Genomic DNA, 24,490 nt, shown 5'->3' with positions numbered 1-24,490 from the left:
CTATTTTTAGAGAAGACGACCGCCTTGAAGTATTAACTGACGGCTACAGCGCTGTGCTAATTGAGGGTCATGGGTGACCAGGATTAAGGTAGAACCATTCTCGCGGTTGAGCTCAAAAAGGAGTTCAATGACTTTGGAGCCACTTGCCTCATCCAAACTACCGGTGGGTTCATCTGCAAATAGGATGGCTGGCTTACTAACAAACGCTCGGGCCAAGGCCACCCGTTGCTGCTCACCACCCGATAGGGTTTTAGGGTAATGCATCAAGCGCTGCGACAGGCCAACACGTGCGAGGCAATCGGCAGCTAACTCGCGCGCTTGCGTAAGAGGCACACCTCGAATCTCCAGAGGCAGCATTACGTTCTCAAGGGCATTGAGATGCGGCACCAGTTGAAAGGATTGAAATACAAATCCGACGAACTGGCCTCTTAGTTTTGCCCGACCGTCTTCGTCCAATCGTCCTAAATTCTGCGCCATAAGATCAATCGAACCACTAGTTGCTTGATCCAAGCCAGCCATCAGACCCAAAAGTGTACTTTTGCCAGAGCCCGATGCCCCCACAATCGCGACGGATTCTCCAGCCTGGATTGCGAAATGAATGTCTTGCAAGATCGCAAGCGGCCCATCGCTGGTTTGAACCGTTTTACCCACACCCATGGCCTGCAAGACTGGGGTAGATTCATGCACAATAGTCACTGTGAACCCTTTGTTTAGACAATTTGTTGTTGGATTGGCCTCCATCTTACTCGCCAGTACTACACCCTTGCAGGCACAAACAACTAAGACCCCAAGCGCGACTCCACAACTCCTGGTTCTCGGCGATAGCCTCTCTGCAGAATATGGGCTGCCACGCGGCAGCGGCTGGGTAGGATTTCTCCAGAATCAATTACGTAAAGATGGCAGTGTTTGGCAAGTGGCTAATGCCAGCATTAGTGGTGAGACCACTGCAGGTGGCTTAAGTCGTCTGCCTGATCTTCTAAAGCGGATTAAGCCACGCTTGGTGATTATTGAGCTGGGCGCCAATGATGCCTTACGAGGGCTCTCCCTTTCATCTACCCAGAAAAACCTCAAAGAGATGATTGTGATGAGCAAGAAAAGTGGTGCTGAAGTTTTGCTGCTTGGGATGCAAATCCCTCCCAACTATGGTCAGGAATACACCAAACAATTTGCACGCCTATTTGTGACGCTGTCGCAATCAGAGCAAGTCCCCCTACTGCCTTTTTTCCTGGAAGGTGTCGCTACACGGCCTGAGTTATTTCAGGCGGATCGGATTCATCCAAACGAACAGGCTCAACCAATCCTGTTTAACAATGTATGGAAGGCTCTCGAACCGTATCGAGAGCTTCTTATAACAAATTGATTGTTACTTTAGAGGATTGACAATCTTCACATCCGCCAGGATGCGCATGTGATTGAGGAAGGCTGCAAACTCAGCTTGAGCTGCCAATGCTTCCATTTGCTGTGCTTGTGCGGCACGCATTTTTGGATCCCCGGCCGGTGGTTGCCGAACCTGATCAATGCGATACAGAGTAATTCCATCAGATCCTTGGGCAGACACCACGACAGGTAGTTTGGCTGGATCAACCGCCATCACCACATCCAACTGTGGGCCAACAAGATCGGTTGGTTTATTACGTGAGACCCACACTGGCTTAGCAAATCCATTGGTGTCGTTGGGATTTTTTTGCAGGGCCTCAAAGCGCGTACCCGCTGCTTGGGCTGCTAGTTTTTGAGCAGCCTTTAGGCTGAACTGGCGACGTACTTCAGCACTTACTTCTTTATAAGGCAGAACTTTGGCAGGATAGAAGGTCACAACGCGTGCCGACACAAATGTACCCGGAGCGATTTGTACTGCTTCAATATTGCGTTTGTTCTTCAGCGCTTCATCGTTGAATAAGGCTTGGACCACGCGTCGGTCATTCATGGGGTGATCTTTGGATAGGCTTACTTGACCATTACGCCCCACCCCTTTAGCCGACTGAATCGAGAGCTTTAATTTATCCGCTGCGGGTTTTAAGCTGTCCGCTTGATCATAAGTGATGTTCGCAAACTGATCAGCCCTGTCATTAAATACTTTAGCGTCTTCTTTAGGGTCAGCCTTGAGTACTAAGAACTCCACATCAATGGTTTCTGGGGCTTCGAAGAGTTTGGTGTTTGCCTCATAGTACTCTTGCAATTGAGCATCGGTCGGGTTCACCTTGTTCACAAAATCAGTTGCAGTAAAGCGCAGGGCTTGAACTTGCCGTTCGGTCTCATACATCGTTGAGATCATGCTGGCTAATTTTGGATTGGGTAACTCGGTACGCGCCACTGCGGTAACCAGCTGCTGAATCATCAGATCAAAGCGTTGAGCGGTCTCAAATTGATCAACGGTCATCCCCACATTGGCTAAGAGCTGACGATAGCGTGCCGAGTCAAAACTGCCATCAGGTTTATACATGGCTTTAATCTCGGGGATCTGAGCTAAGCTTTGACTTAGAAAAGCATTACTAATATTTAGTTTGAGGTCGCGTACCGCAAATACCAAGAGACGCTGTTGGATTAGTTCATCCAAAACCGCTTGTCGGAATGGCAGGCTCTGCGCAATTTGACTGGTTCCACCAAATCGCTCGGCTTGACGCTTGGCATTGTTATCCACTTCAACCGTGGTGATTGATTTGCCATCAATCTTGACGAGATCCGTATCTTTATCAAAAAAGTCGGTGTAACTCGAGATACCAAACATTGCAAAGGAAGGAACTACAAAAAGTAATAAGACAATTTGCAGAAGTTTTTGGTGTTTGCGTACGGAATCGAACATGGATTAGAAGAAATGGTGGGTGCTAACGGGATCGAACCGCTGACATTCTGCGTGTAAGGCAGACGCTCTACCAGCTGAGCTAAGCACCCTTAAAACTGACAACCGAGATTGTAACTTAATGTTTGATTACATCTCCACTCGTGGGGCTGCTCGTTTGCTTAGAAGCCTCGGCAGCCTTTTTGGCCAACTCTTCAGGGCTAGGATCGGGCAAGGGTTCAGGTTTGCGCTCGAGGGCAAGCTCTAAGACCTTATCGATCCAGCGCACTGGGACGATCTCGATTGCATTCTTCACGTTATCTGGAATATCAATCAAATCCTTCACATTCTCTTCTGGAATCAGGACCAACTTAATCCCACCGCGATGCGCAGCAAGAAGTTTCTCTTTCAGTCCGCCAATGGGGAGCACTTCGCCTCGCAAGGTGATCTCACCGGTCATCGCGATATCCGAACGCACGGGGATTCCGGTAAAGACCGAGACCAATGCGGTTGTGATTGCAATACCTGCTGATGGACCATCTTTGGGAGTGGCTCCCTCTGGGAAGTGAATATGAATATCTTTTTTCTCAAAGCCTTCATCGATGATTCCAAGACCCTTGGCGCGTGAGCGGACCACCGTTCTTGCAGCTTCAACGGACTCCTTCATCACATCACCAATAGAGCCGGTTCGAGTAATCGTACCCTTACCTGGCATTAGTGCTGCTTCGATGGTGAGCAAATCACCACCGACTTCAGTCCATGCGAGACCCGTAACCTGTCCAATTTGATTCTCTTTGGCCGCTGAGCCAAAATCAAACATGCGCACCGATAAGAATTTCTCAAGGTTGTCGGCATCCACTTTGATGGGCGCACTCTCTTTTTTGAGTAGCAACATCTTCACGGTCTTACGACAGATTTTGCTAATCTCGCGCTCGAGTGCACGCACGCCCGCCTCTCGCGTGTAATACCGAATGATGTTTCGAATCGCGCTCTCTTCAATAGTGAGCTCGCCATCCTTTAAGCCATTGTTCTTGTTTTGTTTTGGGATAAGGTAGTTCTTCGCAATACTGAGTTTTTCATCTTCGGTGTAACCCGCTAAGCGAATCACTTCCATACGATCTAATAATGGCCCTGGGATGTTGAGCGAATTTGCGGTTGCCACAAACATCACGTCCGATAGATCAAAGTCGACTTCGACATAGTGATCTTGGAAGGTATGATTTTGCTCGGGGTCTAAGACCTCCAGTAGAGCGCTCGCGGGATCGCCTCGGAAGTCCATGCCCATCTTGTCGACTTCATCAAGCAGGAATAATGGATTACGCACACCGACCTTGGTGAGACTACTCAGAATCTTGCCTGGCATCGAGCCAATATAGGTTCGACGATGACCGCGGATCTCGGACTCATCGCGCACACCGCCCAAGGCCATGCGCACGAACTTACGGTTTGTGGCGCGTGCAACCGATTGCCCAAGCGAGGTCTTACCCACTCCGGGCGGACCAACCAAACACAGAATGGGTGCTTTGACGCGATCGACTCGTTGCTGAACCGCGAGGTACTCCAAGATACGCTCTTTAACCTTATCCAGACCATAGTGGTCTTCGTTCAATACTTTCTCGGCGTTAGTCAGGTCGTTGTTGATCTTGCTCTTCTTGCGCCATGGCAAGTTGACCAAGGTATCGATGAAGTTACGGATGACGGTTGCCTCAGCCGACATCGGCGACATGAGTTTTAGTTTCTTGAGCTCAGACTCGGCTTTTTTCAAGGCCTCTTTTGGCATGCGCGCAGCTTTAATGCGCTTCTCCAACTCCTCAAGGTCAGCGCCCTCTTCGCCCTCACCCAATTCTTTCTGAATCGCTTTGACCTGCTCGTTGAGGTAGTACTCGCGCTGACTCTTTTCCATCTGCCGCTTCACGCGGCCACGAATGCGTTTTTCCACTTGCAAGATATCAATCTCGCTCTCCAGATCCGTTAAGAGGCTCTCTAAGCGCTGCATTACTCCGTTCATTTCCAGTAAGCGCTGCTTTTGCTCAAGCTTTACTGGCAGGTGTGCGCAAATGGTATCGGCTAAGCGGCTTGGATCATCGATACCAGCAAGCGATGCCAAGATCTCTTGGGGGATTTTCTTATTGAGTTTGACGTACTGATCGAACTGAGCCATGATCGCACGGCGTAGCGCTTCGGTCTCATGCGCATCGACCACCTCAATCTCTTTAGGAGTTGCTTCGCAACTAAAGTAGCCTAGGCTATCCTCAATCTGGCTCACTTCAGCCCGTTGCGAGCCTTCGACGAGGACCTTCACGGTACCGTCAGGGAGTTTGAGCATTTGCAAGATGCTAGCGATACAGCCCACTTCATAGAGGTCCTCAACCGAGGGTTCGTCTTTCGCTGCGGCTTTCTGTGCCACCAACAAGACGCTCTTGCCGGTTTCCATCGCAGCCTCGAGGGCTTTAATGGATTTGGGGCGACCCACAAATAATGGAATCACCATATGGGGAAAAACCACCACGTCCCTTAAGGGCAACAAAGGTAACTGGATGGGTTCAGAAGGAAGTAATAATTGTCCTGGCATTGCGTTGTTCTCCAGTTAGATCTATGACTAGCATACTACCTATGTGGGGAGTTCATTAGGAAACTCAATACCAATCATACAAAAAAGATGAAAAATACCCCAATTTAGGGTTAATTTTGCAAAAATAGCCTGATTTTGGGGGTTTTGTGGCAAAGGCCTAGGCCTTTTTGGTCAGGGATGACTCGTTCTCATCACTGCCCTGCTTGTACACAATCAACGGCTTAGTGCCAGATTGCACCGTACTGTCGTCAATCACGACTTTTTGAACATTCTTCATTGATGGCAGCTCGTACATGACATCCATGAGCACGCCTTCAAGCAAGGATCGCAGGCCTCGAGCACCGGTCTTACGGGCAATGGCTTTCTTAGCAATTGCACTCAAAGCCTCGGCGCGCACCTCGAGCTCCACACCCTCCATGCCAAGCAATGCTTGATATTGCTTAACTAGCGCATTTTTAGGTTCGGTCAAGATGGCCACCAAGGCGGTCTCGTCGAGCTCGGCTAAGGTTGCTAGAACTGGTAAACGACCAATCAACTCAGGAATCAAGCCAAACTTGATGAGATCCTCGGGTTCCACTTCCGCGAGAAGCTGGCCAATGCCACGACTATCCTTGGCAGCAACCTCTGCCCCAAAACCGATACCGGTCTTTTGCGTACGTTGCGCAATCACCTTCTCTAGACCATCAAAGGCACCGCCACAGATAAACAGGATATTGGTGGTATCGACTTGCAAGAAGTCTTGATTGGGGTGCTTGCGTCCACCCTGAGGTGGCACCGAAGCCATCGTGCCTTCAATCAATTTGAGTAATGCTTGTTGCACACCCTCACCGGAGACGTCACGTGTAATGGAGGGGTTATCGGATTTACGCGAGATCTTATCGATCTCATCAATGTACACAATGCCGCGCTCTGCCTTCTCAATGTTGTAGTCGCAGTTTTGCAAGAGCTTCTGAATAATGTTCTCAACGTCTTCGCCCACATATCCCGCCTCAGTGAGCGTCGTAGCATCGGCCATCACAAAAGGCACATCCAACATACGCGCTAAGGTTTGCGCTAACAAGGTCTTACCAGAACCAGTCGGACCAATGAGCAAAATATTACTTTTTGCCAACTCCACACCATCAACCAGTGGCTTGTTATTGCCCGCTTGTGCAGTCGCAGTTTTCTTGCCATCTTTTGCTGCTTCTGCTTTGTCGCCATCTGCCTTTTTCACTTTCGGTGCAGGCAAGTGCAATAGGCGCTTGTAATGGTTATAAACAGCAACGGCTAGGGTTTTCTTGGCCAGATCTTGGCCGATCACATACTGGTCTAGGTTTAACCGAATCTCTTGCGGAGACGGGAGCGCGTCGCCTTTCGTGCTGAGAGGCTCTTTGGCAATCTCTTCTTGAATAATGTCAGTGCACAGATCAATGCACTCGTCACAAATGAACACTGATGGGCCAGCAATCAGTTTTTTGACCTCATGCTGGCTTTTGCCACAGAAGGAACAGTACAGCGTTTTATCCGTGGTGGTGGTTTCGCTCATCGCTCGTTCTTACTATTAGCTACCGCGCTGATCGATCACTTTATCGACTAAACCGTAATCGCGGGCCTGCTCGGCTGACATAAAGTTATCACGATCCGTATCTTTAGCAATAGTCTCAATGGTTTGACCAGTACGCTGCGACAAGATCGTGTTCAAACGTTCACGCAAGTACAAGATCTCGCGGGCTTGGATTTCGATATCAGAGGCTTGTCCTCGTGCACCACCCAAAGGTTGATGAATCATCACACGGGCGTTGGGTAAGGCATAACGCTTGCCTTTTTCACCAGCAGCTAACAAGAAGGCTCCCATGCTGGCAGCCATACCCATGCACAAGGTACTTACATGCGGTTTAATAAATTGCATGGTGTCGTAGATTGCTAAACCAGCAGACACCGATCCACCCGGGGAGTTGATGTAGAGGGAGATCTCTTTGTCGGGGTTCTCGCTCTCCAGAAATAGCAATTGCGCGATCACCAAGTTGGCAGTTTGGTCATTGACCTCACCCACCAGAAATACCACCCGCTCTTTTAATAGGCGCGAATAAATATCGTAAGCACGCTCTCCTCGTCCAGAGGTCTCTACCACCATCGGGACTAAACCAAGGGCTTGGGTCTCAAGTGCGCTCATGCTCATTGACTTTCTAGATTGATCATTGGCTATTAGATTAACTCATTTTGCTGAGCTCTTCGAAACTAACCGATTTATCGGTTACCTTCGCGAGACCGCAAATGTGTTTAACCACATTCTCCTCAAGAACTACGGCTTCTACCTCTTTAAGGCGGCTTGGATCGCTGTAGTACCAGCGCACCACTTCCTTAGGATCCTCGTAGGTTGCTGCGGTCTCCTCAATTGAGGCTTTAATTTGATCAGGGGTGGCGGTTAAGTTGTGAAGCTTAACGAGATCCGACAAAATCAGACCAAGACGCACGCGCTTGTCGGCCTGCTCTGCAAACATCTCGGCTGGAATTGGTGCATCTTTGGCGTTAGGGATACCCCGTTGCATTAGATCTTGACGAGCGCCTTCAATCAAACGCTCTTGCTCACTAGTAATTAATGATTTGGGAACATCGAGTTGGCATTGCTTAATCAACTCATCCATCACTTGGTTTTTAAGAAGAGCCTCGGTGCGCCGCTTCACTTCACGCTCCATGTTGGCTTTGATCTCACTACGCATTTTCTCGACACCGCCTTCGGTAATTCCAAGGGACTTGGCAAACTCTTCATCGACTGGAGGTAAATGGGGCCAGGCCACATCCTTCATCGTAATTGTGAACTGGGCAGTTTTACCTGCCACCTCTTTGCCGTGATACTCCGCTGGGAAGCTTAAAGGGAAGGTCTTACTCTCGCCCTTCTTGAGTCCCAATGCTGCAGCCTCAAACTCAGGGAGCATCTGACCCGCACCAATCACAAACTTGAAGTCATCGGCTTTACCGCCGGCAAACTCCACGCCATCAATCGTGCCGACAAAATCCAGAGTCACTTGATCATCTTTTTGAGCGCTGGTATCCGAACCACCATCACCGTGGTCACCTGCTTCGCCGCGGGAGTGATAGTGCACGCGCTGTTTGCGAAGAACATCGAGCGCCCGATCGATTTCAGGGTCGTTTACTTCGGTGGTGTAACGGGTTAACTCCGAGTTACTGAAGTCACCAATCTTGACTTCGGGCAGAACCTCAAAGAAGGCATCAAACACAACTTCATCAGCTCCAATTTCGCTTTTGGGTTCCAAGCGAGGTTGGCTGGCTAATTTAATCCCCTCTTTTTTACTAACCTCATAAAAGAGTTGAGAGGCTTTGTCGTACTGAACCTCAAAATCCACTTGCAGGCCGTATTGCTGCTCCACCATTTTCTTGGGCACCTTGCCTGGACGAAAGCCGGGCATCTTCATGGATTTACCAATCTTATTTAAACGGGCCTCGCGTGCTTGATTCACATCAGCACGATTAAATTGGAGAGTAATTTTGCGGTCTAAGCTACCTAAGTTTTCGATTTGCACTACAGCCTCTTTATGAAGGTTAGATGTGAAGACTAAGCCAAGCAGCCGTGTGGTGCGAGGAGGGGGACTCGAACCCCCACACCATTTCTGGCGTCAGGACCTAAACCTGGTGCGTCTACCAATTTCGCCATCCTCGCTATTTAAGCGATGCAGACACGAACTGGCTCAGAATTCACGTAAAAGGTAGATTCTACAATGCCTTATAGAGGAGAGCTACGGCATGCACCGCGATTCCGTCACCCCGACCCAGATGGCCTAAGGATTCATTGGTTTTGGCTTTCAAATTAACGTGGCTATCGGTCACCTTCAAGTCGCTGGCAATATTGCGCACCATCTCCGGTATGTACGTGGCTAATTTTGGTTTTTGACAGATTACAGTGGCATCGACATTACCCACTTGATAGCCCACCGCTTGCACTTTTTGCAAGGCTGCACGCAGAAGAACTCGGCTATCCATATCTTTAAAGCGCGCATCGTCATCCGGAAACATTTGCCCAATGTCATGCAATCCTGCAGCACCTAAAAGTGCATCGGTAATGGCATGCAGGAGTGCATCGGCGTCCGAGTGACCAAGCAGTCCCTTTTCATAGGGAATGGTTACTCCCCCAAGAATTAATTTGCGATCAGGGACTAAGGCATGAATGTCATACCCCTGTCCGATCCGAAATGGAATGCTAGTTGTCATGACGCTATTTTACCGACGCTCACTGAGTACCAGCTCCATCAAGTCCCAATCTGCCGGGTGCGTCACCTTAAAGTTTCGGGTGGCACCTTCCACCAAAAGGGGTTGCCCACCTAAGCGCTCAATTGCACTAGCTTCATCGGTAATATTGGCTCCATCGCGTATCGCTTGATCAAGGGCATCGTGCAAAACCTGAAGAGGAAACATTTGTGGGGTTTGGGCTTGCCAAAGACGGGAGCGATCAATCGTGGTTTGTGAGCGCATGGCGTCTTGCGTGGTTTCTTTCATCGTGTCAGCAACTGGCATCGCTAAGAGGCCACCGGATTGCAGTGCCTGCTGCTGATCATCGACTTGCTCTTGGGCCTTCACTAAGGTGATGAGTCGAACAATTAATTCAGGGGTAATACCTGGGCGGGCTGCGTCGTGCACTAATACCCAATCGTATGGATCGACACCAAGATCAAGCATTGCTGCAAGGGTATTTAATACGGTTTGCTGCCGAGTGGGGCCCCCGGTTTCTAGAAACTCAAAGCGTTTGGTCGGATTGGGGTAGCGGGATTTCAGATCATGAATCAAGGGATTGGAGCCAGGACTCATTCCGATCCAAACGGAGTTCACCTCGGGGCATCGAAAGAAAGCATCTAAGGCATAGAGCAACATGGGCTTACCTGCCAAATGCCGAAATTGCTTTGGCTGATCACCGCCCAAGCGCACACCCATCCCTGCAGAGGGCAGTACAGCATGGCAACGTTTGCTTATGGTTGCCATAGCAGGGTTCGATTGGAATGCATACCTGATTCTATAATGCTTCTAGATGTCGGATGCTGTCAATCCAGCGGCAGCGCCAAGGTCTGCTGCTTTACTTACACCCCCTATTCCCGTGCTGCGGGCGGGGCAGCGCTTTACCTTCGATTCCGTAGTTGGCTCCGCCGATGCAGCACTCCTTGCACAAATGGCAATTGCCTACCGCGCGCACTACAGCCAGTTTGTGGTGTTTTGCGCTAGTGCAACCGATGCCCAGAGATTGTTGGAAGAGATTCCGAGCTTTGCTCCGCAATTGCGTATTCGTTTGCTGCCGGATTGGGAGATCTTGCCCTACGATCATTTCTCGCCGCATCAAGATTTAATCTCAGAGCGCTTAGCCACGCTCTACGAAATGCAAAATGGCACCTGCGATCTCATTTTGATGCCAGTAACCACAGCCTTACAACGCCTCGCGCCACCCGCATTTTTATCTGCCCATACTTTTTTCTTTCGTCAAGGGGAACGCTTAAATGAAGAGGCGCTTCGTTTGCAATTGCAACAGGCAGGTTATGACCCCGTCAGCGCAGTAATGCGCCCCGGTGAATACAGCATCCGCGGTGGCTTGATTGATTTGTTCCCGATGGGCTCATCCCTACCCTATCGACTCGATCTCTTTGGCGATGAGATTGAACATATTCGCGCCTTTGATCCAGACACCCAACGTAGTTTGTATCCCGTTAAAGAAATCCGCTTACTTCCAGGTCATGAGTTTCCGTTCGATGAGGCCTCACGGACCGCCTTTCGAGGACGCTGGCGCGAGTATTTTGAAGGGGACCCCACGCGTTGTGCGATCTATAAAGATGTCAGCACTGGAATTCCGACGGCAGGAATTGAATCCTATCTCCCACTCTTCTTTGATGAAACCACAACGATCTTCGATTACTTTGTACGCAGCAATGAATCCGATCATCACCATGCAATATGTGTGGGTTATGTCGGCGATATTGAAACCAGCATCACGCAGTTTTGGAAAGATACCGAGCAACGCTACGATTTTCTCAAGCACGATCTCGAGCGCCCGGTTCTAAAGCCCCATGATTTATTTTTGAGCTTAGAGCAGTTTTATACGATTGCGAAGCCGTATCCACGCTTTGTCCTTCAATCACAAACCGCTTTAGATTCGAGCACAGAACCGGTTTTTACGTCATTGCCAGATGTTGCTGTTCATCGACGCGATGCAGATCCCTTAAAACGCTTACGTTGGCTGGTTGCACAAAATGAATGGCGTGTACTAATTTGCGCTGAGAGTGCGGGACGGCTGGAATCCATTCGGCAACTGATTGAGGAAAGTAATCTCGGGGCTTCTGAGGATGTGGTATTTGCTTTGCATCCACAGAGCGTAAACACCATTGCTGATTTTATGAAGGGCAATGAACGTTTTGGGTGTTGCGTATCGCCACTTTTTAATGGATTTGTGTGGCAACCGCAGCAATTACTCCTCATTACCGAGGCTGAGCTCTTTACCCAAACAGCACGTCAGCGTCGTAGTAAAGAAACCAGTAACACCGATCCCGATACCCTCTTTAAAGATTTATCCGAGCTCAAAGTGGGCGACCCCGTGGTTCATGTTGAGCATGGCATTGGTCGTTACCAAGGCTTGGTATTACTGAATATGGCAGGTCCCAAAGAAGCGCCCGCCTTCGAGGAGTTCTTGCATCTCGTCTACGCACATGATGCAACTTTGTATGTGCCCGTTCAACAATTGCATCAGGTGACGCGCTACGCAGGAGCCGATCCCGATTCGGCACCCTTACATCAACTGGGGTCTGGTCAGTGGGATAAAGCCAAACGTAAGGCTGCTCAGCAAATTCGGGACACGGCAGCAGAACTTCTCAATCTGTATGCGGCACGAGCAATCCGCAAAGGTCATGCTTTTGAGTTTTCAGCGCATGACTATGCGGCATTCTCGGAAAGTTTTGGTTTTGAGGAGACCCCCGATCAAGCCAATGCCATTGCTGCAGTGATTGGTGATATGACCAGCGGCAAGCCGATGGATCGCTTGGTCTGCGGTGATGTCGGCTTTGGTAAAACCGAAGTGGCACTGCGCGCCAGCTTTATTGCGGTCATGGGTGGCAAGCAAGTGGCTATTCTGGCTCCAACCACCCTCTTAGCGGAGCAACATGCCGCCACTTGGAAGGATCGCTTTGCCGCTTGGCCTGTGCGCATTGTCGAGCTCTCGCGCTTTAAGACCACAAAGGAAATTAGTACTGCATTGGCTGCGATTGCTACGGGTGATGCTGATATTGTGATTGGTACCCATAAGCTGCTATCCAAAGAAACGCAATTTGCTCGCCTTGGTTTAGTGATTGTTGATGAAGAGCATCGCTTTGGTGTGCGTCAGAAAGATGCCTTGAAGGCGCTGCGTGCTGAGGTGGATATCTTGACACTCACTGCGACCCCAATACCGCGTACCTTAGGAATGGCACTTGAGGGCTTGCGTGAGTTCTCGGTCATCGCTACTGCTCCTCAGAAACGTCTAGCCATTAAGACCTTTGTGCGACGAGAGAGCGATGGCGTGATTCGTGAAGCGGTCCTGCGTGAGATCAAGCGCGGTGGTCAGGTGTATTTCTTGCACAATGAAGTGGAGACGATTCAAAATCGCAAGCAAGCTCTGCAAATCCTCCTACCTGAAGCCCGAATTGCTGTCGCACACGGTCAAATGCACGAACGTGAACTTGAGGCAGTGATGCGTGATTTTGTGACCCAGCGTAGCAATGTCTTGCTTTGCACCACCATTATTGAAACTGGGATCGATGTACCCACAGCGAATACCATCATCATGCACCGCGCTGATAAGTTTGGTTTAGCCCAGCTGCACCAGTTACGCGGTCGGGTGGGCCGCTCGCACCATCAAGCCTATGCATATCTCTTGGTACCCGATCCGGATGCCCTCACCAAGCAAGCCAATTTACGCTTAGATGCGATTGTGGCAATGGAAGAACTAGGCTCTGGTTTTTATCTGGCCATGCACGATTTAGAGATTCGGGGGGCTGGCGAGGTTTTGGGTGAAAAACAATCGGGTGAGATTCATGAGATTGGGTTTCAGTTGTATACCGAGATGCTCAATCGCGCCGTCAAGTCATTGCGCAGTGGCAAAGAGCTCGATCTGCTCTCTCCCATGCAAGCTATTACTGATGTCAATTTAGGGGCGCCTGCTCTCTTACCCGCCGATTATTGCCCCGATGTTCACGAGCGCTTATCGTTGTATAAACGCTTTGCTAGCTGTGAGGACTTTGATGGCTTAAGTCAGTTACGCGAGGAGCTCGTCGATCGCTTTGGAAATTTACCCGATCCAGCAAAAGCCTTTTATGAGACCCATCGCCTGCGCCTTGAAATGGTCTTGTATGGAATCCAGAAAATGGATGCGAGTCCAAATGGTATTCAGATAACCTTTATTGCACATCCCCCCTTAGATCCCGTGAAATTGATTCGCTTGGTGCAATCCAATCCCCAAGTGCAACTTAATGGTCAAGATCGGATTAAATACTTACCTACTAAAGGATCCGCGTTTGATCAGCTTGAGCAGCGCATCGAGGCAATTCGGCAGCTCATGAAACTCCTAAGCACTGCTTTGGTAGCTTCCGCTCATGCATTTCCAACCCCTGCGCTCTCATCAACGGCTTAGGCATAATTAATTGATGGTGCCTTCATCGTCTCACCCCTTCCCTAGTTTGCAGATCTTAGGATCAAAAGCGGCCGATCCCCAATTGATCTCTGGCCTAGAGCGTGCCTTGCATACATTAGGGATCGGCTTTCAACATCGTGCTGGGCGATTTTTATTGTTGCGTGAGATTGAAGCATTCGAGCGCAATGGTCTGCGCCAGTATTGCTCTGAGCGCGGTTGCGACCTAGCGATTCTGCCGGCTGGTTTTGATTCCACTGCGCTCAAGGTCTTAGCCATGGATATGGACTCGACCCTGATCAATATTGAGTGCATTGATGAGATTGCGGATTTTGTTGGTAAGAAAGCAGCAGTTGCAGAAATTACTGCGGCTACGATGCGGGGTGAGATTCCAAACTTTGCGGAGAGTCTGCGAAGGCGCGTCGCCTTATTAGAGGGTGTACCCATCTCGGCCTTGCATGCGGTTTATGAGGAACGCTTACAACTTAATCCAGGGGCGGAGTTACTGATTAGCGGTGCCCACGAACGAGATATGCACACGCTTTTGGTCTCTGGTGGTTTCACATTCTTCACCGATCGCATGCAAGAACGCCTTTCCCTGTGCGAAACCCATTCCAATCAACTGGAGATTACGGGTGATCAACTCACTGGTCAGGTCTTGGGCGATATTGTGGATGGCGTTGCCAAGAATCGTTTTGTGGAAAGTGCATGCGCGCGTTTTGATCTCAATAAGCGCTCTGCGATCGTGATCGGTGATGGCGCCAATGATCTATTGATGATGGCCGATTGTGGTTTAAGCGTTGCCTATCGCGCCAAGGCCATTGTTAAAGAAAAAGCCGACGTCGCTTTAGACAACGTCGGCTTAGATGCAGTCCTCGAACTGCTGTAAGGCTTAGAACTTCTCAAATACCGCGGCAATGCCTTGACCACCACCAATACACATGGTGACTAAGCAATACTTACCATTGGTGCGATGTAACTCAAAAATAGCCTTTGTGGCAATCGCAGCACCCGTACAACCCACTGGGTGACCGAGTGCAACCGCACCACCGTTCACGTTGGTCTTTGCTGGATCCAAGCCCAACCCTTTGGTCACCGCAATTGCTTGAGCAGCAAAGGCCTCATTGGATTCAATCACATCCATCTTGTCTAGCGTCAATCCAGCACGTTGCAAGGCAATCTTGGTTGCGGGGATTGGGCCCTCGCCCATAATGTGGTTAGGAACACCAGCCACTGCATAAGAAACCAAACGCGCAATTGGCTTTTGTCCAGCTTTGGCAGCGACATCGGCTGCTGCTAAAACCATGAAGGCGGCGCCATCGTTGACACCCGATGCATTTCCTGCGGTCACTGTGCCACCCTCTTTTTTGAAGGCGGGCTTCATTTTTCCTAAGGTCTCCATGGTGGTATCCGGTTTGCAATGCTCATCGGTATCAAACACCACATCGCCCTTTCGGGTTTTTAATGTAATCGGTACGATTTGGGATTTAAAGCGGCCTTCTTTGATCGCAGCAGCAGCACGGCGATGCGACTCCACTGCAAAGGCATCTTGATCTTCGCGCGTGATCTTCCATTTTTCAGCCAAGTTCTCTGCCGTGATGCCCATATGGCCAACACCAAAGGGGTCGGTGAGTACTGCGACCATGAGGTCAATCATCTTCGTATCGCCCATGCGTGCACCGTTACGCATCGCTGTGGCTCCATACATCGCGCGCGACATCACTTCCACACCGCCACCAACTCCATAGTCATAGTCGTTGAGCATGATGCCCTGCGCAGTGGTCACAATCGCTTGTAATCCAGAACTGCACAGACGATTAACGGCCATCGCGACCGAGTCCATCGGCAGTCCCGCTTGAATGGCTGCAACACGAGCCACATAGGCATAGCGTGAGTCGGTTGGCATGGTATTGCCGACCGTTACGTAGTTAATCTTGGCAGGATCGGCGCCAGATCGGGCAACCGCCTCTTTCATGACAACGCCAGCCAATTCCGATGGCTCCATGCCACTGAGACTGCCACCATAACTTCCAATTGCAGAACGCGCTGCACTTAAAACCACGACTTCACGACTCATCATTTTTCCCCTCTTTGCAAATTAGCCAATCAACCGACACGTTCAATTATCTACCCAAGTATTACTCATTCATTACGAATTATCTAGACTTCCACAATCAGATCATGCCCTTGAGTTTCTAGGACCGTAGCCCTCACAAACTCCCCAACCCGGAAGCGCTTGGAAGGCTTACTGGGTGGCAAGATTTTTACAATCCCATCAATTTCTGGGGCATCGGCCGCACTCCGACCGATTCCACCCTCAGGGGTTACATGGTCAACCAATACCCGAATGCGTTGGTCGACTAATCGCCGTAAGCGTCGGCTCGATTGTTCCTCGGCGAGCGCCATGAAGCGGGAGCGTCGCTCCTCACGAAGGGACTCAGGCACGGGGTGGTCGAGCTCATTGGCCGTGGCGCCCTCCACCGGTGAATAGGCAAAGCACCCAGCTCGATCGATTTGCGCCTCTTCCATAAATTGCAGTAAGGCTGAAAACTCATCTTCGGTTTCGCCAGGGAATCCAGCAATAAACGTACTACGAATCACAAGATCGGGACAAATCGCTCGCCATGCAGCAATACGATCCAGATTTTTTTCTCCGCTCGCAGGTCGTTTCATGCGCTTGAGCACATCGGGGTGTGCATGTTGAAACGGAATATCCAAATACGGCAAGAGCCCAAATCCCGTATCTTTAAATTTCGCCATGATCGGCAAAATCTGATCCACATGGGGATAGGGATACACATAATGCATGCGCACCCAGGCTTGATGCCTTAGCGCAAGTTCATGCAGTGCAAGTGCCAAATCATACAAGCGTGTCTTGATCGGCTTACCATCCCAAAAGCCGGTGCGGTACTGAATATCAACGCCATAGGCACTGGTATCCTGCGAGACCACCAAGAGCTCTTTGACTCCCGACTCAAAAAGTTTTTGGGCTTCTTGCAATACATCGCCGATGGGGCGCGATACCAGATCACCTCGCATACTGGGAATAATGCAAAAGCTACACCGATGATTACAACCCTCAGAGATTTTGAGATAGGCGTAATGCTTCGGGGTCAGTTTGATGCCCGCTGGGGGCACGAGATCCATAAACGGATCATGCGGTTTAGGCAAATGAGTGTGCACAGCTTGCAAGACTTCCGCCGTTGCGTGCGGTCCAGTCACAGCCAATACTTTAGGATGAATACTCGTAATGAGATCACTGCCATCGGCATTCTTTTTGGCACCTAAGCAACCAGTCACAATCACCTTACCGTTTTCGGTTAAGGCCTCACCAATCGCCGATAAACTTTCTTCGACTGCAGAATCAATAAAACCGCAGGTGTTAACAATCACCAGATCGGCTCCCGCATAGTCTTTTGCGGTCTCATAACCCTCGGCACTCAACTGGGTCAAGATCAGTTCTGAATCAACCAATGCTTTGGGACAACCCAACGAAACAAATCCTACTTTTGCAACCACAAATAACGCCCGATCTTGAATTTAAATAATGAGTGCGTGAGGACTCGGTAATTAGGATTTGGAATCCGATGCGTCGGATTTGCTTTTGAATGGATAACCGGTAAATAGTTGATTTGAGCCTTGCATTTGCTCCTGCATTTTTAAGAACAAGTCCTTACTCTGATCCATATAGTTAGTCATCAGATTTTGCATAAAGGGATTTTGCAAGTTCATCATTTGGGTCCAGGCTTCTGTGCCACCACCGGTCATCGACTTGGATTGCTCCGATAACTTTTGCTGCATATCCATAAAGGATTGCATGGTGCGTTCCAAATGGCTACCCATTAAACCTTGCATCGAGTGCCCATAAAAACGGATCATTTGCTGGAGCATTTGGGTAGAGAAAATTGGCATCCCGCAGGCCTCTTCCTCAAGAATGATCTGCAAAAGAATACTGCGGGTCAGATCTTCGTCCGTTTTGGCATCGAGCACCTTAAAGCTCTCCGATGCCATTACCAGCTCTTTAATGTCAGCGAGGGTCACATAGGTACTCGTTTGGGTATCGTAAAGACGCCGATTGGGGTACTTCTTAATTAGGCGCTCATCGCCAACCCGTTTTGTTCGTGTAGCCATGGTTATTCCCTTGCTCGTTGTTGCAATGCAGAATTTCCCCTTAGTTTAGCCTGTATGAATCCCTCCGTTGAGCGAGAAGTCAGCGCCAGTGGAGAAAGCACCATCGTCCGAGGCAATCCAGGCACAAATCGAGGCAATCTCATCGGGGGTTCCAAGACGCTTCACCGGGATGGTGCCAATGATCTTCTCGAGCACATCCTCCCGAATCGCTTTGACCATATCGGTTGCAATATAGCCCGGAGAAACGGTATTGACGGTCACGCCCTTACTGGCAACCTCTTGGGCGAGCGCCATGGTGAAGCCGTGTAATCCAGCTTTGGCGGTGGAATAGTTGGTTTGACCAAACTGCCCTTTTTGACCATTCACTGAAGAAATATTAATAATCCGGCCCCAGCCGTTATCGATCATGCCATCAATCACTTGTTTGGTGACATTAAAAAGTGAGTTCAGGTTGGTATCAATGACCGCCTTCCAATCTTCAGGGGTCATCTTCCGAAATACGCTATCCCGGGTGATACCGGCGTTGTTCACCAACACATCAACGCGACCAACCTCAGCCCTCACCTTTTCAAAAGCCGCTTTGGTGCTTTCCCAATCGGATACATTGCCCTCTGAGGCAATGAACTCATAACCTAGGGCCTTTTGCTCACCAATCCAGCGATCCTTACGCGGTGAGTTTGGGCCACAGCCAGCAATTACCTTAAAGCCGCCTTTGGATAGGCGCTGACAAATTGCCGTGCCAATGCCGCCCATACCACCCGTTACATATGCAATCCGTTGTGCCATCATCTTCTCCTTGTATTCAGATCAATCGATTAAACCTTTTGCGCCTTTTCTTTGACGTAGGTGCCAGGCGCTGCAACTAATTTCTTATATTTGCCCCGCCCATACTCCGTTGGTGCAGGAATTTGCTTGCCGCCATATTGAGTAAGCCATTGAGTAAAGTCCGGCCACCAACTGCCAGGTACCTCTTCGGCGCCCTTAAACCAAGCGGCGGCGGATTTCGGTAAATTGGAGTTGGTCCAGTAATTGCGTTTTTTCTTATGGGGTGGATTGATCACACCAGCAATGTGACCCGATGCCCCCATCACAAAGCGAATTGGGCCCTTTAGGATTTGGGTGCTCTCGTATCCAGATTGCCATGGAACAATGTGATCCTCGCGTGAGGCATAAATGTAGGCGGGTACCTTAACCTTACCAAGATCAACTGCTTCACCACAGACCTTGAGCTTGCCGGGTTTTGCTAAATCATTTTGCAAATAGGTATGGCGCAGGTACCAGCAATACATCGGGCCAGGTAAATTGGTGGAGTCGCCGTTCCAGTAGAGCAAGTCAAATGGCGGCGGCGAGTTTCCTTTGAGGTAGTTGTCGACCACGTAGTTCCACACCAGCTCATTGGGCCGTAAGAACGAAAACGTATTGGCTAATTCCAAGCCCGATAAGAGGCCGTAGCGTCCCTCAGCACCACCAATGGATTTCTCGCGCAGGTTAACCAAAGACTCATCAATGAAGACGTCCAAGATTCCCGTGTCCGTGAAATCCAATAAGGTGGTTAACAGTGTCAAGCTTTCAATGGCATCGTCTTTGCGTGCCGCGAGCACTGCGAGTGCGGTACTGACTAGTGTGCCACCCACACAGAAGCCCAATATATTGATTTTGTCTTGTTGACTAATTTCCTGTGTAACCCGAATTGCTTCAAGGACGCCCGTGCCCACATAGTCATCCCAAGTGATGCGATCCATGCTGGTGTCTGGATTTTTCCAGGAGACCAAGAACACCGTATGCCCTTGGCTCACCATATAGCGCACCACCGAATTATCGGGTTGCAAATCCAGTATGTAGTACTTATTAATGCACGGAGGTACCATCAAGAATGGGCGCTCATAAACCTGGTCGGTCAATGGCTTGTACTGAATCAACTCAAAGAGCGGGTTGCGAAACACGACGGCACCCTCAGTCTGCGCTAGATTTTTGCCGACCTCAAAACCACTCTCGTCGGTTTGGCTCACCTTGCCTTTGCCGAGATCCCCTAATAAGTTCAGAATGCCTTTCTGGATCGATTGGCCTTGAGTCTTCAGAATGGTCTCAAGCGCTTCTGGATTAGTGGCTAAGAAGTTCGATGGCGATAAGGCATCGATCATTTGATTGGTGGCAAACTCAATTCGCTGACGAGTTTTGTTATCCGTTTGCACCGCTTGCACGAGCTCGTTCAAATAACGCGAGTTCAATAGGTAAGTCGATACCAGCGCCTTGCTCCAGGGGTTTTGCCACGCTTCACCCATAAAGCGCCGGTCTTTAAACTCCAAGGCATTGGGATCCTTGCCTAATTTACCGAGGTCCTCGAGGTATTTTGTTTGAATTTCAGAGAGCTTTTCTGCGGGGATCATGGCCATGTATTGCGGGGCCAAGCTTGGTGAATTACCCAAATTCATGATGATGGTGATTTTCTTAAAAGGTGTAAAACAAACTAAACAGTACGTCTCTATTCTCAGATGATTATGACGCTAGGGTTATAAGCACTAACCCTAGCATTTATCAGGATTAATGGGCCATGGTACGGCAAGGGCCCTGATGACTAGGACTTCGGATTGAACCAAATCAAGCTGGCAAAGCGTCCCGTGGGGGTTTCGCGGCGATAGGAGTAAAAGCACTCAGGGTCACGGTAGGTGCACAAATCACCACCATAAACCGCTTTAATACCCAAGGCCTGTAGTCGAGATTTGGCAATACGTGGCAGATCGGCCAAATATTTATCAGGACCGGATGCATGATTGGGAATGAAGCATGCGGCATCGAGTTGATAATCAAATTGCGCTGCCGATGCGATAAACGCAGCTCGTACTTCAGCTCCGACTTCGTAATGGGCTACCGAGATGCTCGGACCAATCCATGCCAGCAAATCTGATGGTGTGCAAGAGGATTCCTTTAGAAGTTTTGCAACGGTATTTTCTAAAACACCAGCGCACAATCCCCGCCAACCCGCGTGCGCTGCCGCCACCGCTGTTCCAAATCGGTTGGTCAATAACACTGGCATGCAATCGGCTGCCAAGATACTCAAAACAGTTTGAGGATGAGTCGTGACGCTCGCATCGGCTTCAATGATGGAATCGCCAATGCCCTCGTGAACACCTTGCGCCATAACCACATCCGTTCCATGCACTTGTTTAATCCAAAACGGTGCTTGCGGTAATAAGGCGTTTAGTAAGGCCCGATTTTGTTGGACGACCTGGAGCTCCTCACCGGCAAACGCTCCTAAGTTGAATTGATCATAAGGTGCTTGGCTAAAGCCACCTTTTCGGGTGGTCGTAAATGCATGCACATTGGCTGGTGCTGGCCAATCGGGTTTAAGAATGCGAAGCGGGCTCATGAGGAAGATTCATGAAACGGTTTAGGAAGAATTGCGCGATTCATTTGCACTTGCGCGTGCAACTCCATGAGATCGTCTGGAATGGGGGCAAACCATTGCATCGGTGCGTTAGTACTTGGGTGAACAAACTCCAATGCAAAGGCATGGAGCGCTTGGCGCTTTAAGAACAATTGACTCGCGGCTGCTGGGATGCGCTTACGATAGACTGGATCGCCAAGTAAAGGATAAGACAAGGACTCAAGATGCACACGAATTTGATGGGTTCGTCCGGTCTCAAGACGACATTCCAATAATGAGACCTTACTCTGTTGATAGGCGCCAAGGGCCAACCTTTTGAAATGTGTGCGTGCGGCTTTCGCATTGGCCACTTTGGAATCGGCAGGCACTACGGCAATCTTGAGTCGATCACGGGGGTCACGCGCTAAGGCCGCATTGATCGTTCCATGCAAAGGGGTATCGCCCCAAACCCATGCAAGATAGCGTCGCTCAACCAAATGATCTTGCAATAGCCGTACTAAGGCGGTTTGAGCCAATGCAGTACGCGCCACCACAAAGAGCCCTGAGGTATCTTTATCCAATCGATGCACAATGCCAGCACGTGGCAACTGCGCGAGCTCGGGGTAATGAAACAGTAGGCCATTCAATACCGTTCCGGTCCAGTTCCCAGCCGCTGGATGCATCACCATCCCAGCCACTTTGTTAAAGACCAGTAAGTGATTGTCTTCATAGATGCAATTGAGGGGGATCTCTTCTGGCTCAAAGGCGTGCTGCTCTGGCATCTCTTGCGGAAAGACCCGAATTGCTTCACCGCCGCGCAAAATCTGCCGTGATTTAACCACCTTGCCATCGACCAGAACGGCCCCTTGGTTGGCCCATGACTGGATCCGATTGCGTGAGTAATCGGTTAAAAAATGGGCTAAGACTTTATCTAAACGCTCACCGGCCCATGCATCAGGGATCTCAAGGGCAATGAAATCCTCATCATCGATATAATCAGTGGAATTCGGATCAGGAGTTTGCGGCAATGCCACGCTGGAAGGACCTTATTGTGTTATCAATTCCCCCTATGGGGCACCATCGTGCTAGTTTAAGGCTTGTTGTTCTTGCTTCGCTAGTTTCTTCTGTAATGCTTCTCACCTCATGCGCGAATACCAGCACCGATGAAACCTTAGGCTGGTCAGAGGCAAAGCTCTACACCGAGGCGCGCGATAAGATGAATGAGAATGATTTTGATAAGTGCGGTCAGTACTTTGAGAAACTGGAGGCGCGCTTTCCATTCGGTCCCTACTCGCAACAAGCGCAAATTAACTCAGCGTATTGTTTTTGGAAGGCCCAAGAGCCTGCTCAAGCAATGGTGCAAATCGATCGCTTTATTAAATTGCATCAAGGCAATCCGAATTTAGATTACGCGTATTACCTTAAAGGTCTCATCACGTTTAATGATGACTTGGGTTTTATGGGTAAGTTGACTGGACAAGATCTGAGTGAACGTGATCCCAAGGCTGCCAAGGAAGCCTTTGAATCCTTTAAGGTCGTGGTCGAGCGCTTCCCTAATAGTAAATACGCGCCTGACTCGCTCGATCGCATGCGCTACATCGTCAACTCATTAGCGGAGGCCGATGTCATTGTGGCGCGCTATTACTATGACCGTGGCGCCTATTTGGCTGCTGCGAACCGTGCCCAACTTGTGATTCGGGATTACGACCGCGCACCCGCAGTTGAAGAGGCGCTTTATATTTTGATTCAGTCCTACCAAGCCTTGGGAATGACTGACTTAAGTTCTGATGCGATGCGCGTCTTTAAGCTGAACTTTCCTGATAGTCAGATCTTTAAGACCGGTAAGCGAGTTCAGAAAGAACGCAAGTGGTGGCAGTTCTGGATCACTAAATAATTTGGATGGGTACCCGGGGTGCAATCGCGCACACCAGTTCGTAGCCAATCGTTTGGGCATGCATCGCTACGTCATCCACGGGTAGGTTCTTGCCCCACAGTTCCACTTTAGTGCCAACGCTTGCCCATGGAGCGTGGGTTAGATCAATGGTTAGCATATCCATCGAGACCTGACCCGCAATCGGGCAAATTCGGGATTGACCAGGTTCCTTGGCATGAACCCAGACCGGAGTGCCATCCTTGGCATGGCGAGGATAGCCATCGGCATAGCCACAGGCAATGACACCAATTCGCATGGGTTGAGTTGCCCGATATCGGGATCCATAACCCACGGCGTCGCCGGGTTCTAAGTCTTGAATGGCGATGATCGAACTGGAGAGAGTCATCACCGCTTGCAAATTAGCATGGGCAATATCCGCAAACTGACCGGATGGGGAAATACCGTGCAACATAATGCCAGGACGAACCCAATCGCCCAAGGCATTGCGATGCCATAAGACCGCTGCAGAATTAGCCAGCGAGGTTTCTCCCGTCAATCCATCAATTGTGCTGGTAAAGCACTCCATTTGCGCGCCCACGGACGGTTCGCGATCGATGTAATCGGCATTTGCAAAATGGGTCATGTGGTTCATGCGGTGACCAGCAGCATGCAAGCGATGGTATGCAAGCCGGTAGGCTTCGGGACGAAAACCCAATCGGTTCATCCCGGAATTGAGTTTTAAGAAGATGGTCATGGGATGACTCTGCTTCTCAAGCCATGTGACTTGATTGGGGTTATGAGCCACCACATCGCAGTTCAACTCAATCGCTGCCTGGATGTCCGCCTCTTGGAAAAGACCCTCCAGAAGCAAGATCCGCTTGATCCACCCCTGGGCCCGCAACCAGCGCGCATCATCAAGATCTAAGACTGCAAAACCATCGGTTTGTGAGAGCCCTACCAGCGCCGCCTTTAAGCTGTGGCCATAGGCACGGGCTTTAACCACAGACCATATGCGAGAATTACTGGCGAGTTCTCTGACCCGCCTTAAATTGTGGCCTAATGCAGCAGTGTTAATCGTTGCCAGAATCGGGCGCTCCAGAAATCTCCCCTTTCATGCTCTAATCTAGTAAATGAAGCAATTGTAC

At 49.8% G+C, this 24,490-nt stretch carries 20 protein-coding genes and 2 tRNA genes; 4 read left to right on the top strand and 18 right to left on the bottom strand.

Annotation, left to right across the window (positions count from 1 at the left end):
- Window positions 1-6 precede the first annotated feature (6 nt).
- A complete protein-coding gene (locus QUE65_RS04860; protein ID WP_286282438.1) occupies window positions 7-657 on the bottom strand; it encodes an ABC transporter ATP-binding protein in 651 nt (216 codons plus the stop codon).
- 40 nt (window positions 658-697) lie between these two features.
- Here QUE65_RS04860 and QUE65_RS04855 point away from each other — a divergent pair, with 40 nt between their 5' ends.
- A complete protein-coding gene (locus tag QUE65_RS04855; RefSeq protein ID WP_286282256.1) occupies window positions 698-1,360 on the top strand; it encodes an arylesterase in 663 nt (220 codons plus the stop codon).
- A gap of 3 nt (window positions 1,361-1,363) precedes the next feature.
- Here QUE65_RS04855 and QUE65_RS04850 read toward each other — a convergent pair whose 3' ends face one another.
- From QUE65_RS04850 to ispD, 9 genes are all read right to left on the bottom strand, one after another.
- On the bottom strand, window positions 1,364-2,800 hold the full coding sequence (locus QUE65_RS04850; RefSeq protein ID WP_286282255.1) for a peptidylprolyl isomerase: 1,437 nt from the start codon (window positions 2,798-2,800) through the stop codon (window positions 1,364-1,366).
- A gap of 13 nt (window positions 2,801-2,813) precedes the next feature.
- Window positions 2,814-2,889, bottom strand: a tRNA-Val gene (locus tag QUE65_RS04845).
- Window positions 2,890-2,915: 26 nt separating this feature from the next.
- Window positions 2,916-5,348 (bottom strand): endopeptidase La, encoded by a 2,433-nt coding sequence (lon, locus tag QUE65_RS04840; protein ID WP_286282254.1) that lies wholly within the window; start codon window positions 5,346-5,348, stop codon window positions 2,916-2,918.
- A 157-nt stretch (window positions 5,349-5,505) separates the two neighbouring features.
- Window positions 5,506-6,873, bottom strand: coding sequence for an ATP-dependent Clp protease ATP-binding subunit ClpX (gene clpX / locus QUE65_RS04835; RefSeq protein WP_286282253.1), 1,368 nt, complete (start codon window positions 6,871-6,873; stop codon window positions 5,506-5,508).
- 15 nt (window positions 6,874-6,888) lie between these two features.
- Window positions 6,889-7,506 carry an ATP-dependent Clp endopeptidase proteolytic subunit ClpP gene (gene clpP, locus QUE65_RS04830; protein WP_108508366.1) on the bottom strand — a complete coding sequence of 206 codons (618 nt, stop codon included), beginning with the start codon at window positions 7,504-7,506 and terminating at the stop codon, window positions 6,889-6,891.
- Between the two features lie 31 nt (window positions 7,507-7,537).
- Window positions 7,538-8,869, bottom strand: a complete 1,332-nt coding sequence (tig, locus tag QUE65_RS04825; RefSeq protein WP_286282252.1) for a trigger factor — start codon at window positions 8,867-8,869, stop codon at window positions 7,538-7,540.
- A 50-nt stretch (window positions 8,870-8,919) separates the two neighbouring features.
- A tRNA-Leu gene (locus tag QUE65_RS04820) sits at window positions 8,920-9,006 on the bottom strand.
- Between the two features lie 53 nt (window positions 9,007-9,059).
- Window positions 9,060-9,554 carry a 2-C-methyl-D-erythritol 2,4-cyclodiphosphate synthase gene (gene ispF / locus QUE65_RS04815; protein WP_286282251.1) on the bottom strand — a complete coding sequence of 165 codons (495 nt, stop codon included), beginning with the start codon at window positions 9,552-9,554 and terminating at the stop codon, window positions 9,060-9,062.
- Window positions 9,555-9,563: 9 nt separating this feature from the next.
- Entirely contained in the window at window positions 9,564-10,319 is a 756-nt protein-coding gene (gene ispD / locus QUE65_RS04810; RefSeq protein WP_286282250.1) for a 2-C-methyl-D-erythritol 4-phosphate cytidylyltransferase, read from the bottom strand.
- Between the two features lie 46 nt (window positions 10,320-10,365).
- Here ispD and mfd point away from each other — a divergent pair, with 46 nt between their 5' ends.
- On the top strand, window positions 10,366-13,980 hold the full coding sequence (mfd, locus tag QUE65_RS04805) for a transcription-repair coupling factor (protein ID WP_286282248.1): 3,615 nt from the start codon (window positions 10,366-10,368) through the stop codon (window positions 13,978-13,980).
- A gap of 13 nt (window positions 13,981-13,993) precedes the next feature.
- Window positions 13,994-14,866 (top strand): phosphoserine phosphatase SerB, encoded by an 873-nt coding sequence (serB, locus tag QUE65_RS04800; RefSeq protein ID WP_286282247.1) that lies wholly within the window; start codon window positions 13,994-13,996, stop codon window positions 14,864-14,866.
- 3 nt (window positions 14,867-14,869) lie between these two features.
- Here the strand turns inward: serB and QUE65_RS04795 are convergent, their stop codons facing one another.
- From QUE65_RS04795 to QUE65_RS04765, 7 genes are all read right to left on the bottom strand, one after another.
- On the bottom strand, window positions 14,870-16,054 hold the full coding sequence (locus QUE65_RS04795) for an acetyl-CoA C-acyltransferase family protein (protein WP_286282437.1): 1,185 nt from the start codon (window positions 16,052-16,054) through the stop codon (window positions 14,870-14,872).
- Between the two features lie 83 nt (window positions 16,055-16,137).
- The gene (gene rimO, locus QUE65_RS04790; protein ID WP_286282246.1) at window positions 16,138-17,496 is read right to left on the bottom strand and encodes a 30S ribosomal protein S12 methylthiotransferase RimO; all 1,359 of its coding nucleotides are present in this window, start codon (window positions 17,494-17,496) and stop codon (window positions 16,138-16,140) included.
- A gap of 51 nt (window positions 17,497-17,547) precedes the next feature.
- Entirely contained in the window at window positions 17,548-18,108 is a 561-nt protein-coding gene (gene phaR, locus QUE65_RS04785) for a polyhydroxyalkanoate synthesis repressor PhaR (RefSeq protein ID WP_286282245.1), read from the bottom strand.
- A gap of 45 nt (window positions 18,109-18,153) precedes the next feature.
- On the bottom strand, window positions 18,154-18,894 hold the full coding sequence (locus tag QUE65_RS04780; RefSeq protein WP_108508359.1) for a 3-ketoacyl-ACP reductase: 741 nt from the start codon (window positions 18,892-18,894) through the stop codon (window positions 18,154-18,156).
- Between the two features lie 29 nt (window positions 18,895-18,923).
- Window positions 18,924-20,540 carry a class I poly(R)-hydroxyalkanoic acid synthase gene (gene phaC, locus QUE65_RS04775; protein WP_286282243.1) on the bottom strand — a complete coding sequence of 539 codons (1,617 nt, stop codon included), beginning with the start codon at window positions 20,538-20,540 and terminating at the stop codon, window positions 18,924-18,926.
- A gap of 143 nt (window positions 20,541-20,683) precedes the next feature.
- Entirely contained in the window at window positions 20,684-21,475 is a 792-nt protein-coding gene (gene pgeF / locus QUE65_RS04770) for a peptidoglycan editing factor PgeF (RefSeq protein ID WP_286282242.1), read from the bottom strand.
- A complete protein-coding gene (locus tag QUE65_RS04765; protein WP_286282241.1) occupies window positions 21,472-22,506 on the bottom strand; it encodes an RluA family pseudouridine synthase in 1,035 nt (344 codons plus the stop codon). The genes pgeF and QUE65_RS04765 overlap by 4 nt, the downstream gene beginning before the upstream one ends.
- On the opposite strand from QUE65_RS04765, the gene QUE65_RS04760 reads away from it, so the two are divergent.
- The gene (locus QUE65_RS04760) at window positions 22,500-23,366 is read left to right on the top strand and encodes an outer membrane protein assembly factor BamD (RefSeq protein WP_286282240.1); all 867 of its coding nucleotides are present in this window, start codon (window positions 22,500-22,502) and stop codon (window positions 23,364-23,366) included. The two genes, QUE65_RS04765 and QUE65_RS04760, sit on opposite strands and share 7 nt — an antisense overlap.
- On the opposite strand, the gene alr is transcribed toward QUE65_RS04760, so the two are convergent.
- Entirely contained in the window at window positions 23,359-24,444 is a 1,086-nt protein-coding gene (alr, locus tag QUE65_RS04755) for an alanine racemase (RefSeq protein WP_286282435.1), read from the bottom strand. The two genes, QUE65_RS04760 and alr, sit on opposite strands and share 8 nt — an antisense overlap.
- Between the last annotated feature and the right edge of the window lie 46 nt (window positions 24,445-24,490).

The sequence above is a fragment of the Polynucleobacter sp. HIN8 genome, from assembly GCF_030297615.1.
GTDB lineage: Bacteria > Pseudomonadota > Gammaproteobacteria > Burkholderiales > Burkholderiaceae > Polynucleobacter.
The sequence above is the reverse complement of the archived record's forward strand: the minus strand, read 5'-3'. Positions and strand labels throughout refer to the sequence as shown.